At 41.1% G+C, this 16,192-nt stretch carries 14 protein-coding genes; 6 read left to right on the forward strand and 8 right to left on the reverse strand.

What is annotated here, in order from left to right; all coding sequences use genetic code 11:
• Positions 1-14 precede the first annotated feature (14 nt).
• A complete protein-coding gene (locus ACM0OY_RS36005) occupies positions 15-2,735 on the forward strand; it encodes an AAA-like domain-containing protein (RefSeq protein ID WP_414573531.1) in 2,721 nt (906 codons plus the stop codon).
• 470 nt (positions 2,736-3,205) lie between these two features.
• Here ACM0OY_RS36005 and ACM0OY_RS36010 read toward each other — a convergent pair whose 3' ends face one another.
• The 6 genes from ACM0OY_RS36010 to ACM0OY_RS36035 form a co-directional block, all read right to left on the reverse strand.
• A complete protein-coding gene (locus tag ACM0OY_RS36010; RefSeq protein ID WP_414573519.1) occupies positions 3,206-3,370 on the reverse strand; it encodes a hypothetical protein in 165 nt (54 codons plus the stop codon).
• A gap of 161 nt (positions 3,371-3,531) precedes the next feature.
• Positions 3,532-4,314, reverse strand: a complete 783-nt coding sequence (locus ACM0OY_RS36015; RefSeq protein ID WP_414573520.1) for a hypothetical protein — start codon at positions 4,312-4,314, stop codon at positions 3,532-3,534.
• Between the two features lie 178 nt (positions 4,315-4,492).
• The gene (locus tag ACM0OY_RS36020; RefSeq protein WP_414573521.1) at positions 4,493-5,935 is read right to left on the reverse strand and encodes an SAM-dependent methyltransferase; all 1,443 of its coding nucleotides are present in this window, start codon (positions 5,933-5,935) and stop codon (positions 4,493-4,495) included.
• Positions 5,932-6,594, reverse strand: a complete 663-nt coding sequence (locus ACM0OY_RS36025; RefSeq protein ID WP_414573522.1) for a restriction endonuclease — start codon at positions 6,592-6,594, stop codon at positions 5,932-5,934. Before ACM0OY_RS36025 ends, ACM0OY_RS36020 begins: the two co-directional genes overlap by 4 nt.
• Before the next feature lie 305 nt (positions 6,595-6,899).
• Positions 6,900-7,067, reverse strand: coding sequence for a hypothetical protein (locus ACM0OY_RS36030; RefSeq protein WP_414573523.1), 168 nt, complete (start codon positions 7,065-7,067; stop codon positions 6,900-6,902).
• Positions 7,068-7,179: 112 nt separating this feature from the next.
• Positions 7,180-7,530, reverse strand: coding sequence for a hypothetical protein (locus tag ACM0OY_RS36035; RefSeq protein ID WP_414573524.1), 351 nt, complete (start codon positions 7,528-7,530; stop codon positions 7,180-7,182).
• 240 nt (positions 7,531-7,770) lie between these two features.
• Here ACM0OY_RS36035 and ACM0OY_RS36040 point away from each other — a divergent pair, with 240 nt between their 5' ends.
• The 3 genes from ACM0OY_RS36040 (at position 7,771) to ACM0OY_RS36050 (ending at position 11,969) form a co-directional block, all read left to right on the forward strand.
• Positions 7,771-8,079, forward strand: a complete 309-nt coding sequence (locus ACM0OY_RS36040) for a DEAD/DEAH box helicase family protein (protein WP_414573525.1) — start codon at positions 7,771-7,773, stop codon at positions 8,077-8,079.
• A gap of 127 nt (positions 8,080-8,206) precedes the next feature.
• Entirely contained in the window at positions 8,207-9,937 is a 1,731-nt protein-coding gene (locus ACM0OY_RS36045; protein WP_414573526.1) for a CHAT domain-containing protein, read from the forward strand.
• The gene (locus tag ACM0OY_RS36050) at positions 9,894-11,969 is read left to right on the forward strand and encodes a tetratricopeptide repeat protein (RefSeq protein WP_414573527.1); all 2,076 of its coding nucleotides are present in this window, start codon (positions 9,894-9,896) and stop codon (positions 11,967-11,969) included. The genes ACM0OY_RS36045 and ACM0OY_RS36050 overlap by 44 nt, the downstream gene beginning before the upstream one ends.
• A gap of 67 nt (positions 11,970-12,036) precedes the next feature.
• On the opposite strand, the gene ACM0OY_RS36055 is transcribed toward ACM0OY_RS36050, so the two are convergent.
• A complete protein-coding gene (locus tag ACM0OY_RS36055; protein WP_414573528.1) occupies positions 12,037-13,497 on the reverse strand; it encodes a hypothetical protein in 1,461 nt (486 codons plus the stop codon).
• A gap of 184 nt (positions 13,498-13,681) precedes the next feature.
• Complete coding sequence (locus ACM0OY_RS36060; RefSeq protein WP_414573532.1) at positions 13,682-15,340, reverse strand: hypothetical protein; 1,659 nt, start codon at positions 15,338-15,340, stop codon at positions 13,682-13,684.
• Between the two features lie 235 nt (positions 15,341-15,575).
• Between ACM0OY_RS36060 and ACM0OY_RS36065 the strand changes: the two genes are divergently transcribed.
• Both ACM0OY_RS36065 and ACM0OY_RS36070 read left to right on the forward strand, forming a co-directional pair.
• Positions 15,576-15,911: a helix-turn-helix domain-containing protein gene (locus ACM0OY_RS36065; RefSeq protein ID WP_414573529.1), complete on the forward strand. Its 336-nt coding sequence runs from the start codon at positions 15,576-15,578 to the stop codon at positions 15,909-15,911.
• 107 nt (positions 15,912-16,018) lie between these two features.
• Positions 16,019-16,186: a hypothetical protein gene (locus ACM0OY_RS36070; RefSeq protein WP_414573530.1), complete on the forward strand. Its 168-nt coding sequence runs from the start codon at positions 16,019-16,021 to the stop codon at positions 16,184-16,186.
• The last annotated feature ends 6 nt before the right edge of the window (positions 16,187-16,192 follow it).

Below are 16,192 nucleotides of genomic sequence, written 5' to 3' on the forward strand. Positions count from 1 at the left end.
AGCCAACAATTTTCTTGTTTGCAAGCCGGAGCGTTTATGTTTGCGAGCCGCAACAATTACAAGGGAAGTTTTGTTATGTATTAAATTCTAGACAGAGTGGAAAGTCCAGCTTGCGTGTAAGAACAATGAGCCGCTTAGGTGAAGCTGGTGTAGAGTGTGCATCAATTGATTTATCCTCCATTAATATTCAGACAGCAACTCAAGAAAATTGGTATGCAGATTTGATTGTTAAGCTCATCGATAGTTTTGCCTTGGATGTAGATTTTAAAGCCTGGTGGGAGCAGAATCAATTAAATTCACCATTATTAAGATTTAGTAACTTTCTGACAAAAATTCTTCTCGCAGAAATTTCAGAAAATATAGTAATTTTTATTGATGAGATTGATAGTGTTCTGAGTCTAAATTTCCCGACAGATGATTTTTTTGCTTTTATTAGGTCTTGTTATAATGAGCGAGTTGATAACCCAGAATACAATCGTCTCACGTTCTGTTTACTAGGAGTGGCATCACCAACCAGTTTAATACAAGATAAGAACCGTACTCCGTTTAACATTGGTAAGGCTATTTCCCTCAAAGGCTTTCAACTGCATGAGGCCGAACCATTAGAGGAGGGTTTAAAGGGAAAGTTTAATAATCCTCAAGCAGTAATACAAGAAATATTGCAGTGGACGGGGGGACAACCATTCCTAACTCAAAAGCTGTGTCAGTTTATGGTTGAGGAATCAGCACAGGAACACCCTCGTTCAGTAGAGCAAGTTGTTAAGTCACGGATTATCGAAAGCTGGGAATCCCAGGATGAACCTGAACATTTACGAACAATTCAAGCCAGGATTTTACGAGATGAACAACGGGCAGGTTACTTGCTAGAACTGTACCAGCAAGTCAGATTAGCTGAAGAACAATCTCAAGTTATAGCAGATGAAACATTAGAGCAAAGCGAGTTACAGCTTTCAGGATTGGTTGTTAGACAGCAAGGTAAGCTAAGAATTTATAACCAAATTTATCGGGAAATATTTAACTTAATTTGGATTGAAACTCAACTCAATAATCTGCGTCCATACGCTGAAAATTTTCGCTTTTGGGTAGCTTCTGGAGGAACTGATGAATCACGCCTGCTGCGAGGAAAAGCATTAGAAGAGGCACAAGAGTGGGCGAAAGATAAAAACTTAAATTACCAGGATAAACAGTTTTTAGCAGCTAGTAAAGAGAAAGAAGTTCAGGAGGAGATTGCCGCGAAAGAACAAGAAGCTGCTTTGGAAAGGGAGAGAAAGGATAGGGAGGCAGCAGAGGAAAGAAATCAATTACTGAGTGAAGCAAATAAGAAAGCTCAACGGCGAATTAGCGTTGGGGTTGTTGTTTTGATTATTGCAGTTTTGGGGGCAGCAACTTTAGCTGGATTTGCTAAACAAAATGTTGATAAATCTAATGAGCGAGTTAAGACTGCTAACTCGCAGGTTGATAAAGCTAATGAAAAAGTTAAAACTGCTGATGCTCAGGTTAATGCAGCTAATAAACGAGTTAAAACTGCTAATTCTCAGGTTGATAATGCGAATAAAAGTTTAAAACAATCCCAGATAAAAATTAGAGAAGCACAAACAAAAGAACAAAAAGCTAATAATAATGCTATACGAGCAATAAAGCAAGAACAACAAGCAAAAAAAGAAGTAGAAGATGCTAAGAAAAATGTAAAAGAGGCTGAGAGTAGAGAATCAAAAATCCTAACAAAGCTTAGAGCTAAAGAAAGCGAACTTAAAGACACAAGTGCAAAAAATGAAGAGGCAAAAGTAGAAATTGAAAACGTTCGCCAACTTGTAGCTTTAGCTGGACAATTGCGAAATCAAAGTTCATCAGATTCAGATGAAGCTTTAAGGCTGGCAGCATTATCATTTAATATTGATAACCATGAACTCAAACAATCACTATTACTAGCTGCGAAGTCACAAGTCCATCAACAACTGAAAGACTGGAATAATGCTAACACTGAAATTCAAGGAAGCCAGTCAAATTTATCTAAAACTGACAAGAAATTTTTAGAATCTAGTCAAGGCTTACAAATTCAAGTATTAGTTCAAAAAAATAAAGGTGATTTACAAGTTCAAAATAAACAAACCCAAGAAGCAATTAAATCTTACAATAGAGCGTTTATAATTTTAAGAGATCATCCAAAAGATACTGATTTTACCAAAGAAAATCAGTTGCTCACAGGTGAGAATATTGAATCAGTTTACCGGAGTTTAAGGGAGCTAAACCCTCAAGATAAAGAAGTTGAGTTAGCACTAACAAAACATTTATATGCTCAAATCGAATACTTTCTAAAGATTAAAAACTGGAAAGAGGCAGATCATGAAACCAATGTAGTTATGAACCAAGTTGTAGGTCGCAACGAAAATGAGTTAATTAATTATGCAGAACTTAATAATTTTTCCTGCACCGACCTACACACCATAGACAATTTGTGGGCAAAATACAGCAATAGACGCTTTGGCTACAGTGTTCAGAGTAAAATTTTTCTAACGGACGCAAAAGAAGATTTTTATAAGTTTGCTATGTTAGTTGGGTGGTCTAAAAAAGTAGGATACGAGTATATAAATTACAATGAACTGGTAGAGAATATAAAAAAAAGCCCAACAGATTATAATGGTACACTACCAACAATAAACTACAGATATTGGCAAGAAAATAAGCAAGAACCCTACTCAAAATTTCTCTTCTCTCGCATCCAAGCTTGTAAATAGGAAAGCGAAAAATTTTGGTGGGTTCTCACGCAATTTGTTTAAATACTCCGCAATCTTAACCCTCATTTATCACTCTCATCCCTCTTTAATCGCTCTGAAGACAGAAAAATGAGAGTCGATTTTTTAACTGTAGATAGAGCGAGCATTTGAGCGTTTATTTTTGTTTGAGAATGCCTAAAATCAAGCTTTTTGCTCAAACTCTTATACCATAAGGATTATAAATTATTTTATCTCGAAAGCAATTAAATAGGACTAGTACTAATTTAATGTGAAGCTGCATAGAATAGGGGAAAAGAAACTCAATAAATGAATATTCCTCTAATGTCAAATTGAGAAAAGCTAATCGCTGAGAGTATGAGGGTAGCTTTACTTTTCAGATTTTGACTAAAAATTTTAGTTTCTATTAGAAAAGAAAGGCTCGAAATCTGATTATGTAAAGGTTCCAATGTTTAGATAGCTGACGCTATTAGTTACTGAATTGGACACCGCCGCATCATCTCCTGCAACGCCACAGCTTCACCCTCCGCCGTATACACGACCTCACCCAACATTGCAATCACAATCCTCTGCTTCCTTGCCCACTCAAACCAAGCGATCGCACCAGACTTGGCCTGCTGCCAGGGCGGCCGCATCATGTCAACAAGCAAAGTCTATTCTCAATAGAACTAAAATTAATGTCATTAACTCTTGCTTATTGCGAAAATTTTAGGCGATCGCTTTGGGGCTTAAAAAATAATCAAGCGCGAAATCCTGATTTTTTCGTTGGTTTTTAACCTTCGTTGTGATCAAGAGTAATTTAGATGCGTTTGCCCTGGGCCTGCTGCGCTTCCGGCTTCCTACCTTCCTTGCAAGCCGCAACAAACACAGCCTCCGGTGACTTGATTCCTTTCCAAGTTCGTATCGCCTCCTTCAAATAGGCGATCGCACCTGGCACATTCTCCCAACACTGCCTAACTGTACGTTGAATCTGTGCATTAAGCCGAAACTGTGGAGTACAGGGTATTTCTCGTAACTGCTGCAAAACTTCCTGAACCTCTTGGCTACTGGGCTGCACTGATTTTTCTTGTGGCTCGGCATAATCATCATCACCAGAGTCTTCATCATGGAATTTTGACACAACCGGGGCGGCGAAAAAATTGTTTTCATGATGGACTGTCACGCCCGTCGAGTTAACCAGTTCTATGTCTTCAACGAAGTGAGAAATCTGGGTTTGCTCCCCTTCCTGGGTGTAGTTAACAATCTCGGTTTGACAAACTGGTTCTGGGTCACAGTCCAAAATTTCGGTTTCCAGTTCCTCACTTTTTTTAAGCTCAACAGCAGAGTGTTGTTGTGAAGCGAACTCTTTGGAGGGGAAGTCTTTGATATAATTTGCCGCCTTTGAGCAGATCGATGCGTCCAAATCGCTCACATCGATTTGCTGATTTTCACAAATCCGATTCCACAGGGCTTGTACGTTGTTGATGTTGATAGTGAACCAGTTGGCTTGATACCAAGTTTTTTCACTGTGTCGGCAAACATCAATCAACTTGAAATTATCCTTAAGGTTAGCGATCGCTCGTCTAATTGCAGATATTTTCAAGAAAGGCAGTGTTTGACCTCAATCATGAAGTGTCTTCCAAAAGCAGCGCCGTCCATCACGCTTGATGTGCTTGGAAATCTGGCAAAAGTAATGAATCTGCTGGAGTATTAACGCTTCGGGTAAACCAACTTCTGCGGCCAGTAGTGGCGGAACTAATATTTGTGTTAATAAAAAGCAATTAAAATACTAGCTTTGCTAAAGCTGACAAGTTTAAGCTATTTAGAATAATAGACTTGATCGGACGTTTTTCATCCCAAAATATTAAAGATGAATAGAAATCTTCTGCTAGTGGAGAAGTTAAAAGCTGATAGGCTTCGTATGCAGTTTTTTCATCAAAAAAGCTGAGAAAGTAAATAGTATCATCAAAAATAGCAGGCTTTCCATTTATCTGTCCAACTAATCTAAAAGCTAACTTTTTGTAAAGTCCACAGATTGCTATTTTCCAAGGTGCAAAAGTATATGCTCCAACACCAAAAATAGAAAATTTAGGGCTATTGTGATAAATCTTACTTTTTCTATTATTTAATAGGTTTTCATGTTTTTCTAAATATGCCCATGTTTTAGGTGCTAAATATTTTATACACTCAGTAGAGTCACCAACAAGTCTTTGTGTAACTAAAATATATCGATCAGTTGCTTTAGTTTGATTTTGGGCAACAGAAGAACCTTTAATTAGAGGGAAAAGATAGGTTTCTTCAAGTTCATAAGATTCTCCTAATCCATTTATAAAACAGTCATTATTTTTGCGAAATTCCATCACGCTAGAGCAATCATGCTTAATACCAGAACGCCATTTTATTTTTGATTCTTTGCTGTATAAGTTTTCTAGTTTTTTAAATGTAATCAAATCTCTAATTAAAATTTTATTTGAATAACCTATACGATAAAAAACCGAACTTTCAAGGCTATCAAATACATCACAATAATATTCTTTTGAGATTGAATCAAATTTACATAATAATAAACAAGCGTCAACATTAGCATCAAAATATTTTTTAGCATCTATCTTATAAACTGCACAGTAAGCAAGATTTAGTTTTTCAGAATAGATATAATTTAATATTTTTCTAGAAACCGAAGTTTTACAAAGTATTGCTAGATGACTATTATGTTTATGTAAGTATTGCACAAACTGTATAAGCATCCATTCAGATATATCGAAATTACTTTTGCCTGTAATAGCATCTAATCCAGTATGATTTTGAAAATTGTGTTTTTTGGGCAAATTCACACCACCAATACTACCTTGTTTTGAATTTGTTACCCAAGGTAAATTACCAAGCACTAAGATTTCTTCCTTTGACTCACCTATTAATGATAGCCAATCGACCTGAAAAAAATCTTTGCATATAATCTCAATTCTTTTGTCATTTAGAAATTTTTGTTCTTCTACAATTTTTCTGAAATAATCTAGATTTAATTCAATTCCTAAAATTTTATTTGCAGATTGAAAATAATGGGATGCGGCTTCAACAAAATTTCCTATTCCACACGTAGGTTCAATTATAATATCTGGTTTAACACCAAATTCTACTAGCTTTTTACATACCTTCTCAGCTAATTCTATCGGTGTTTGAAAATCGCCATATTCTACTTTAAGTTTCTGAACAGTACGCATCATGGATTAGCTTTGTAAACGGTGATTATACCTTTTTCTTGACCAGCACGTTCTATTACTCTCCCATACTGAAGCCGCCATTGCAAAGCATTAGAAATCGTCAAAAATCCCTGCAAAGGTGGATTTATCAATATTTCATCCGCGATATTACTTGCTTCAAGCTCGTCAACAGGTAAATTGCGATCAAGCATAAAAGCAATTAAGTCATCTTTATTACCTTCGTTCTCTAAAATATTGGAAATTCCCCGCGTCATCTGGAAATCTGCGGTTCTTTCAGCATTAACGTAAATCGTATGCAAAATATTTAGAGTTGCCGTGCGATTTATACTGTTATCTACCTTATCATAGACAAAAATAAGCAACGAATAACCAAGCCCAAAAATTTTTTGCCGTGCAGATTTGAATGGGCATGATGATTGTGGTTGTCTAACACTTGTTACCTTGACATCTATAAGCAATCCAGGAAAGTCAATACCACTCGCAGAATTGCCTTGTATAAACTCATACTTGGTATTCAAATAAAGTCTAAATTTCTGTTCCAGGTAAGTTCCGACAGCTTTTCCATCAGTAACACCATACAGCAGAGGTTCTGGATGCTGAGACTCGGCTAATGAAAATATTCCAGCTTCTAAACAGAGGATTTCTGCTGTCAAAATCACCATACGTAAAGTAAACAAACAGGGTTAAAGACCATATTTTATATTGAAGCTACTAATTTTCAATTATTAAAACTCAATGAACTCTAAAAAAATATGTGGGAATTTGTTATTGAGGTGAGACAATGTTTACAAAATATACAGGCTTTTTACTCTCCCTCAATTCACTAGTTCATCAATTCACCATCCACTCTACCATTTTTCATGTGGTAGCACGGGCCGCCGATAACCTTCGCTTTTGAGAAACATTGGTGGGATTAAAAAGTGTTTTTTCCATAGACTCTGCGGCGACTGCATCCGCTCTTGGTTCACTACCTTACTCTCGCGCCCATTCCATCAACTGCCCATCCGCCGCTACCAACCCCCACTGCGGAAATTTCGCCACCAATTTCTCGATCGCAATCCTCACTCGCTGGGTCATCCGTCCAACACTCCATCAAAAACTTAACCCCAAGATTTTCGCGCAACTGTTCTGCCATCTTGAGCTTCTCCATTCTCCAAGGCCGCACTCTTGATCCTATTTTTAACTTTTCCATCCGCTAGGGTCACGCCTTTCTTTGACCGTGCTGCAATCGCCCCTCACTTCTGGTATTACTCCCGCATCAGATACCGCCGCATCATTTCCTGCAACCCTACTGGTTGGCCATCCAGGGTATACACTGTTTCCCCCGACATTGCAATCACAATCCTGTTTTTCCTCGCCCACTCGAACCAAGCGATCGCACCCGATTTGGCTTGCTGCGCCTCCGGTTTTCTGCCCTCTTTACAAGCAGCGACAAATATAGCCTCCGGTGACTTGATACCCTTCCAAGTTCGTAGTGCCTCCTTCAAATAAGCGATCGCACCCGGTACACTCTGCCAGTAACGTTTGACTGTACGCTGAATCTCTGCATTTAGCCGAAACTGTGGGGTGCAGGGTATTTCTCGTAACTGCTGCAACACTTCTTGAACCTCTTCGTTGCTGGGCTACACTGATTTTTCTACCGACTCGGAAGCAGAATCACCATTTTCATCATCAGTCGAGTTAAAATTTCAGAAATTAGATGCTGTTCTGAAAAGTCCAACCTGTAAAGGGATAAAGGGCTGAGTTCTGTTAGTACACGCAGAGTTATGGGCATCATAAGTTATAAGTACAAATTGTATTTATCCACCAAAACTTGCGCTACAAAACAGAGAATATTTATGGTGTATGTATCATTCGATCTTGAGCAACTGAGAGAACAAGATACAAACTTTTTACCTAAACCTCCTTTTCAGCATCAAATCGAGGCATTTGAAAAATTAAGTAATACATTTCAACTTGATAATAAAAAATCAGGGAGTGGAATATTAGTGCTTCCTACAGGTGCAGGTAAAACTTTTACTGCTGTAAGATGGTTGTGCGATCATGTAATCCCTAAAAATATTAAAATCCTTTGGTTAGCTCCTTCTTATTATTTATTGGATCAAGCATTCTCTACTTTTAGAGACAATGCAAACAGACAATCATAAAAACTTGAGTGATAATACGGTGAAGGTTATTATAAAATCTGACGCTCCCAACCATGCCTCTAAAATTTACCTTCGCCCTGAGTCAACAGCAAACTTTTGAACTGCGTTGTGATTATGTTCACGTCGCTTGGATAAACTGGAGTTAGCAGCACTTATTGACCTGTGTGAGCAAAATTACTACACTCAACAAATAGACCGCTTACCCTATCTCACTCAGTTGGGCCAGCAGCTTTATCAATGGCTAGATGGGAAAGAAGGATGGCTGAGAAGGGCTATGCCCGATGCTGATGAGCAGACGATTTATTTAGATTTAATTCAAACTAGTGAAGCCCAGGGGTTAAATGCAGATACAGAACGGGTAGCGTTGGGATTGGCGCATTTACCTTGGGAATTGCTACATGATGGCAATGGGTTTTTAAGTCAACGCCAGGATATTTCTGTGTTACCTGTGCGCTCTGTGCAGCAGCGTCAAACTCAAGTAATTGGTGTGCAAAATCGCCCTTTGCGGTTACTTTTTATGGCAACTTCGCCAGAAGATCCGAGAGTTCCGCCTTTGGGATTTGAGCGAGAAGAAGCGAACATTTTGCAAGCAACAAAGAATCAACCCTTGGCGTTGATTGTTGAGGAAAGTGGCTCGGTTGCAGAGTTAGGCAATTTAGTAAAATCTTACCCGGAAGATTATTTTGATGTCTTTCACCTTACGGGACACGGAATAATTTATACCAAAAAAGATTATGGTTTTTTGCTGTCAAAAGGAGCAAAGCTACCAGATAATACACCTTGCTTCATCACTGAAGATGAAGTGGGGAATATACAACTTACCACCGTCAATGATTTAGCTAGAGCCTTTCGCGGACGCTGGCCGCGTGTGACATTCCTTTCTGGCTGTCATACAGGACAAGTGCCTAACAAAGGAACTGTACCCTCAATGGCGCAAGCATTGGTGAAGGCGGGGGCGGGTATCGTTTTAGGATGGGCGCGTCCGGTGTATGACAGCACTGGTATTGTAGCAGCGCAGGCACTTTATCAAGCTTTGGCGACGGGCGCGACGGTGGAAACTGCTGTGAAAGTTGCACAAAAGGAGATGATTGATCAAGAGTGTACCGACTGGCATTTATTGCGTGTATATCGGGATACGCGAGAGATTGCCGAACTGGTGACACCACTGAGAACGCCAAAGCGCGAAAAACTGAAGTTTACAGTCCCAGAGCAAGAATTCCTGGATGAGCAGAATCAAGTTAAAGTTGCTAGTCGGTTGGAATTTGTGGGACGTAGACGACCTTTGCAACAGTGTCTTAAGGCTTTGCGGGAAACTAGCGACCAAATCGGCGTATTTATTGCGGGGATGGGGGGACTGGGGAAAAGTACGCTAGCCGCACGGTTATGTACGCGGGTGGAGGCGCAGCGTAACAACTTTGCGCGGTTGGTGTTAATTGGCCCTTTGGATAAAAGCGGTTTGCTGAATAAGCTTTCTAGTAAGTTTGAACGGTTTGCTGATGTTCTTGCACTGTTGAATGAACCAAAGGTAACACTCAAAGGGCGGTTGCAAAACTTTTTTGCAGCGATTGAACAAGAACACAATCAACCTTTGCTGCTGGTGCTGGATGACTTTGAGCAAAATATCCCCACAGCTAATATTGAAGATGGTTCGCTGCGGATGACGGCACAGGCTTACGAGATTTTAGCAGCGATTTGTGCGGCATTGGCGGAAAACGGGGGAGAAAGTCGGCTTATTGTTACTTGTCGCTATTTAAAGAAAGACACCTTACCACCTCACCGCCTGCACTTGGAATCTTTGGCAGTGATGAGCAGCAGTGATATTGATAAAATCTGCTTTTCTCTGCTTTTCTTTAGATAAAGAAGTTAGACAACAGTTAAGAACTCAACGAATTCTTAAGATTGCTGATGGTATTCCCCGGTTGTTGAAGTGGCTGTTAGAGGTGATTCAGCAACCAGGATTGGCGGTGGATGAATTACTGAATCGGTTGGAAGCGACTGAGCAAAAGTTCCGCGAGGATATTTTGGCAAAAACCCTGCTAGATGCTTTAGACGTGGACGAACAAAAGTTTCTTGCACGTTTGAGTGTGTTTAATTTGCCTGTAACAGAGGAGATTTTACAGGCAATTTCTAGCGCCGATGAATTTACAGTTTTGGGCAAGTTAACCAGCCTGAGTTTAGTTGAATCTGCCACTATTCACCCAAACCAACCAACTAATTACCGGGTAACGAAAATTTTAGAACCTTTGCTAGAACCAGTTTTGACTGCGGAAGAATGGCAAGCAACCCGACAGCAAGCGGTGAAGAAAATTCATCAAGTTTGGTGGGAGGAGACTGGCAAATGCACGGAAGCAGAACTACTGGAAATTCTGCACTTGGCGCTGCTAGCTAAAGAAGAGGAAATTGCTGTCAAGATTGGGTATAGGATTGCAAACACTTGGATAAACAATTCCCGCTTTGTGGAAGCTTTAGAGCTATGCGAGCAAGTCTTGGCAGTTTATCAAGACTACCGCATTTTAGGAACTGTCGCCCGTGCCGAAGAGGTTCTGGGTTTGGTGCAAGAGGCTGTTACCCATTATCAGCAAGCTTTAGAACTTTGCCCTGAAAATGACGAAATTTTCAAATCCACCTCCCTCAACAATATGGCGTTGGCAATCTACCAACAAGGGAACCTTGAACGAGCGCTCTATTTATGGCAACAATCATTGGCAATTGATGAGTGCATTGGCAATTTTAACGGTAAGGCTACCAGCCTCAGCAACATGGCAGATGCAATTGCTACTCAAGGTGATATCGAAAGGGCATTTTCTCTATGGCATCAATCATTAGAGATTGTAGAGTACATTGGAGATTTCCAAGGCAAAGCAGTGATACTTTGTAGCATGGCAAGCTTAATTGTCCAAAAAGGGGATGTTAAACAAGCACTTTCCTTGTGGCAGCAATCCTTAGAAATCTTTGAGCATATTGGGGATATCAGAGGCAAAGCTCAAACTCTGCACAACATAGCAAAGGTGATACATATTCAAGGAGACATCGAACAGGCACTTTCTCTGTGGCAGCAATCTTTGGAAATAAAACAGAGTATTGGTGATATCCAAGGACAAGCTGCAACATTATCTAACATAGCATGGGCATTAGCTAAACAAGGCAACATCGAAACAGCAATGCAACTGTGGCAACAAGACTTTAACATCTCAGAGCGTATTGGGGATATTAAAGGAAAAGCTGCAACGCTATCCAACATGGCATGGGTGAGTCTTCAAGAAGGGAACATTGAACAAGCGCTTTCTTTTTGGCAACAAACCTTGGAGCTTGATGAGTGTATTGGAGATGTAAAAAGCAAAGCCACAACACTGGCAAATATGGCTTATGTAGCATGGCAAATTGGTGACACAGCCCAGCAGCTAGACCTAAATTTACAAGCTGCTCAGTCACTTGTAAGGGTTCATGCTTACGGTGATTTGCTCACGGTTCTGAATAATTTAGGTGTAGCGGATGAAAGCAACGGTTTAGTTTATTTAGCTCAAGCAATCTGGCTTTCGCTAAAAATTGAGGCTCCTGTAACAGACACCATTCAATTTATTGTTAATCTGTATCAAACCATATCTCAAACTGATGAACTGCAAGCTTTACTAGTGTCAGTTGCAGCATGTTTATGTAAGCAAATAGATAAAGATCACCCACAATTAGCAGAATTTCAGAATTTAATTGACTGGATGATATCAGTAGTGGCAAATATTAATAAAATTGAAACGCCACAGGAATTTGCTTCTTGGTTTGTCCAACAAAAGCTCAACGATCCAGAATATTTCCTTCCCCTGCTCAATCAACGCCTAGAAGAGATAGTCGGCGATAGGTGGTTGTTTGATCGCAGTCAAATTGTGAGGGAATGAGGAGATGGGGGAGTGCGATCGCGTTAATCATAAATCAATGGCTGACAATGAAATCAGCTGATGCAAACTACCCCTCCCACTTCACCAGCACACCATCCGCCGCCACAAGCCCCCACTGCGGACACTTGATCACCAATTTCTTGATCACAATCCTCAAAGCAGGGTCATCAGCCCAACACTCCATCAGAAAATCATCCCCAGGATTTTCGCGCCATTGTTCCGCTATCTTAAGCTTCTCCATACGCCAAGGACGCACTCTTGATCGCTCAACGACAGCCTCATACGACCATTTCTCAGGATCGGAGTCAGCAGTCACAGCACAAACCCCTTCACGATGGTCTTTTGGTTCCTGTACTGGCAAATTCGACATAGCAGGAGCGGTGGAAACTATGTTTTCACGATTGGTTCCCGACTCATTACCCAATTCCTGGTTCTTTTCTACCAACAAAGCAGACAGGCTCGGTTGAGCTTGGTTCTGGGACTGATTGAGTTTTTCTAAATTTACAGCAACGGGCGCGGCGGAAAAATTGCCTTCTTGATAGGCGATCGCATCACCACTTAAATCTTCATTCTTTGTCGTCAACGAAGCAGATAGACTCGGTTGAGCTTGGTTTTGGGGCTGATTGAGGTTTTCTAAATTTGAGGCAGCAGGGGCGGCGGAAAAAGTGCCTTCATGAGGGGCAATCGCATCATCACCTAATTCCTGCTTCTCAACTAACAACAAAGCAGATTGACTCAATACATCATCCACGAGCTTTAGCGTAGTGCAGTCCGTCGCCGTAGGTGACTCTTCTTTCTCTTCCACGCCCTTGACAGTCTGAGGCGACGCGCCCCCCAAAGGCGCGTCAGCCGTCTGCTCACATTGCAAATTTTCGTTTTGCGTGGAAGAACCAACTACCATACCAACCACCTTAGTGGGTGGTTGGTAGGTAGTTAAAGAGTAGTTAGAAACGTTGTTAGGTTTCTGGAAGCCTTGTAATTCCTGGTTTTTTTGACCATTATTTTGGAATTGTTCCAAATCAGGTTGGAATTGTTTCGCTTCAGGGTGGTTTTGGTTCGCTTCAGGGTGGTTTTGGTTCGCTTCGGCGTGGTTGGTTTTCGTTCCGGCATGGACGGCTTTCTCATCACAAGAATTAGTTTCGCCTGATGTGGACGATTCCCAGTAAAAGCGATTGTAGTACCCGTGAAGGTTGCGAACACGATAGCCAATCAACCCAGGTCTACCAGAAGGCAATCGACCAAACACTTCCTCATATTGAAACAAACCTTGAGCCGTCAACGCTGCACCTGCTTTTTGCAATGACTTATACGTGAGATTGGTATCCAGTTTGTGAGCAGATCCACCAAATTGTTCTGCTGCAACCGAATCTAACCATAGCTGCTGCACACAAGGGGGTTGTTGGCGAACCCAGTTGATATCCTCTATCGAGATTTTGCAGTGGGGTTTAATAGTCTTGTCTTCTGAAGCTTGTTTATTCCCAGTTCGCTGTTTACTACCACCATTGATTGCTTTTAATGCTGTAGTCATATTTTCTCCTAAATTTTCCATGACAATATGGGCGACATTGCACAGATGCCGCGTTTAAGTCTTTTAGATACAGGGAAGTTTTATCTACTTGTTCTCGCCTTGCCAGAATCGCAACTCTTTCTTGAAATATCTGCTCGTCTTTTTCCCTTGGTCTTTCCAGTGATCCCACGCCACTATCACTTCCTCACCCAGATCCTCTACATTCACCCCTGGCGTTATACAGCGTATAGTACGGGTCAGCGTAGGCAACGATAGAACCAAACCCAATGCTAGGAGGTTCAGTAGAAACCTCTTCAATGGCAGTGATTACTTCTGTTTGGTGAGTGGTAGGTTCATCTTTGAGAGGTTCGGTAATTGTTTCACAGGCAGCAGTAAATATCTGCGTATGCTGGGTGGCCAGTTCATCTATATGGGATTGAGTAGCAGCTTTTTCAAGGGCAGCGATTAACTGCGTTTCTTCGGTGCTTAGTTGCGCCCAATAGTCTGATTTGATTACCTCATACTGTTGGGCGACACTCCAGAAATCCTGCCAACTACAGTCAGGTTTCTCAAGTACTTGCTTTATTTCACTAACCGCTTGTGGTACGAATTGTAATTGTTCCATCCTGTAAGCGATCGCGCTTGGTGTTGGTTCACTGCCCAAAATCAGAGCCGCAGCCTGGAGTGCTTGAGCGTTATTCATGGCACTGGCAAGATTGCCCAAAGCAATACCCATCAGTCGTAAGCATTCTTGGGCATTTTCCTTTGGTGGTTCTTTTGCTAGCGATCGCAGGTCGAGTGTTTTATCTAGAGCAAGCTTTACTTGTTTATTTAGGGCTTTAATTGCTTGCTTAGTAAGAGTATTACCCCATTCCTGAGCAGGACGTTCTTGTACAGCATTTTCCAATTCCTGAATACGCCCTTGTAGCCGTTGGTTCTCAAGTTCTAACTGCCTCAATCCTTCCAACTCGAAAAGGCGGTGCTGCAACTGGATGTTTTCTTCCTTTTGTTGCTGAAACAGGTTTTGTAAAGCGGTCAATTGTTCTTGTACTTGCTGTTCTGCTCTGGCGGTTGCTTCTGTTTGCAAGCCAATCCTCAGTTCTTGCTCCAGCCGTTCCAATTCCTGCTGGTGTTGTTGCTTGAGTTGTGCAATCGCTTCAGCATATTCTTTGGGGTAGGTTCTTTCAGTGGAGTATGAAACGCTAGAGGCATCCAAATCAGCGTTATTGACCAGTTCCTTACTGCCATCAGCGAAGGTGACAATCTGCTGCCAGTAGTTGGGTGGGTCTGCTTCAATGCTTCCTTCTTGCCCATACCTGTGGTGACTTGGTGACGTAACCGTGACTGTGGGGGAAGGGGGAACCATTGGTTCTTGAATTTTGGGAATCGTTGGTTCTTGAATTTGAGGAACCACTGGTTCTGTGGTTTTTTGGCGTGGTAAACGAGGAACCACCTTGTTAGCCGCAGCTGCAAAGTCCGATTCGCTGGGGGAGGGGTTTTCTTCGAGTGCGATCGCTACAGCAGCCTTTAGCTTGTCTGGTTCCTTGACCAAGCGCAGCAGTGAACGGGCTTGGCGTTCGTTTTTGATGTGTTCGCCCAACTCATCAGCTGTGTCCTTAACTTTCTTGGCTCCCAGCAGTTGGTTGATTCTGCGGTAGCCACCCCAGGCGGATAACTCAGCTTGGCAATATTGCTCGAAGGTTTTGTAACCAGCTTCACGGTAGAGTTGCTTTTCTCGCATCTGTAATATTTCTTCAACTGCTTGCCATTCAAATCGGTCAATGGCAGTGAATGTTTCTTTAATGCTGCTGTTGAGAATGCTGTAGCTGGGTGCTGATGTTGTTTCGCGGTCTAGTGTCAGCATGGCATTACCTGTATGTGCTGCATACAACGCAAAAAATTGGTTAATGCAAATGAAAACTGCTGTACTATCAGCAACCACCTTTTATTGCAGTTTAAAAAGCGTAATGATTTTCTGTCGTTACCTCCTTAAAATAAGTTGGCAAACGAATTTGACGGCTGGAATACTCATACCGTCTATAAATTCTTGTATAACTGAGCTGGTTGGTTGAACTCACAGTACAAAAATATCTTGCCACATGACAATTGAAAGTGCAAATATAAAAATAAAAAATACAAAGGAGGTAATTATGGTTCCCTTGGACTGGGTTGTTATGCTTGCGTGGAACAAAGAATGTGGGAATAACTTAAGATTATTGCGTGGCAAGAAGTCTAGGCGCGAAATTGCAGATGCACTTTTTAGTCAACAGGTTGAATGCTCGCAAGAATACATTAGAAAACTAGAAAATGGCGAAGCTGCGTCTGTTTCGACAAAAATTATTACAGCAATCGCTAAAACCCTTGGTGTAGAACTGATTGAGATTATGTCTGAGTTGCGTGTTGAAGTTACAAAAAATATTTGTACTACTAGTTGAATTTTGTACTCTGAGTTGTTATTATAGATATATGAAAACAAAAGACGACCGCCCCAGCCTACGAAACTTGTGCGATCGCCCTTTGACCCTTTGCAGGAATCTATATTATGACTCAATCAGTTTACACACAGCAAACGGCTTCTAGCTTCAATCTCAACACACCGATAACAGTTGCAGATGTTCCCTTCAAAGACGAACAAGCTCTAGCCCAAGCCGAACTCGACAAGGGAGCAACGCGATTTTGTGAGGTTGGGCGAAAAAGGTGCGATCACTAAAAACTA

The organism is Nostoc sp. CCY 9925 (genome assembly GCF_963920935.1).
Classification (GTDB): domain Bacteria; phylum Cyanobacteriota; class Cyanobacteriia; order Cyanobacteriales; family Nostocaceae; genus Nostoc.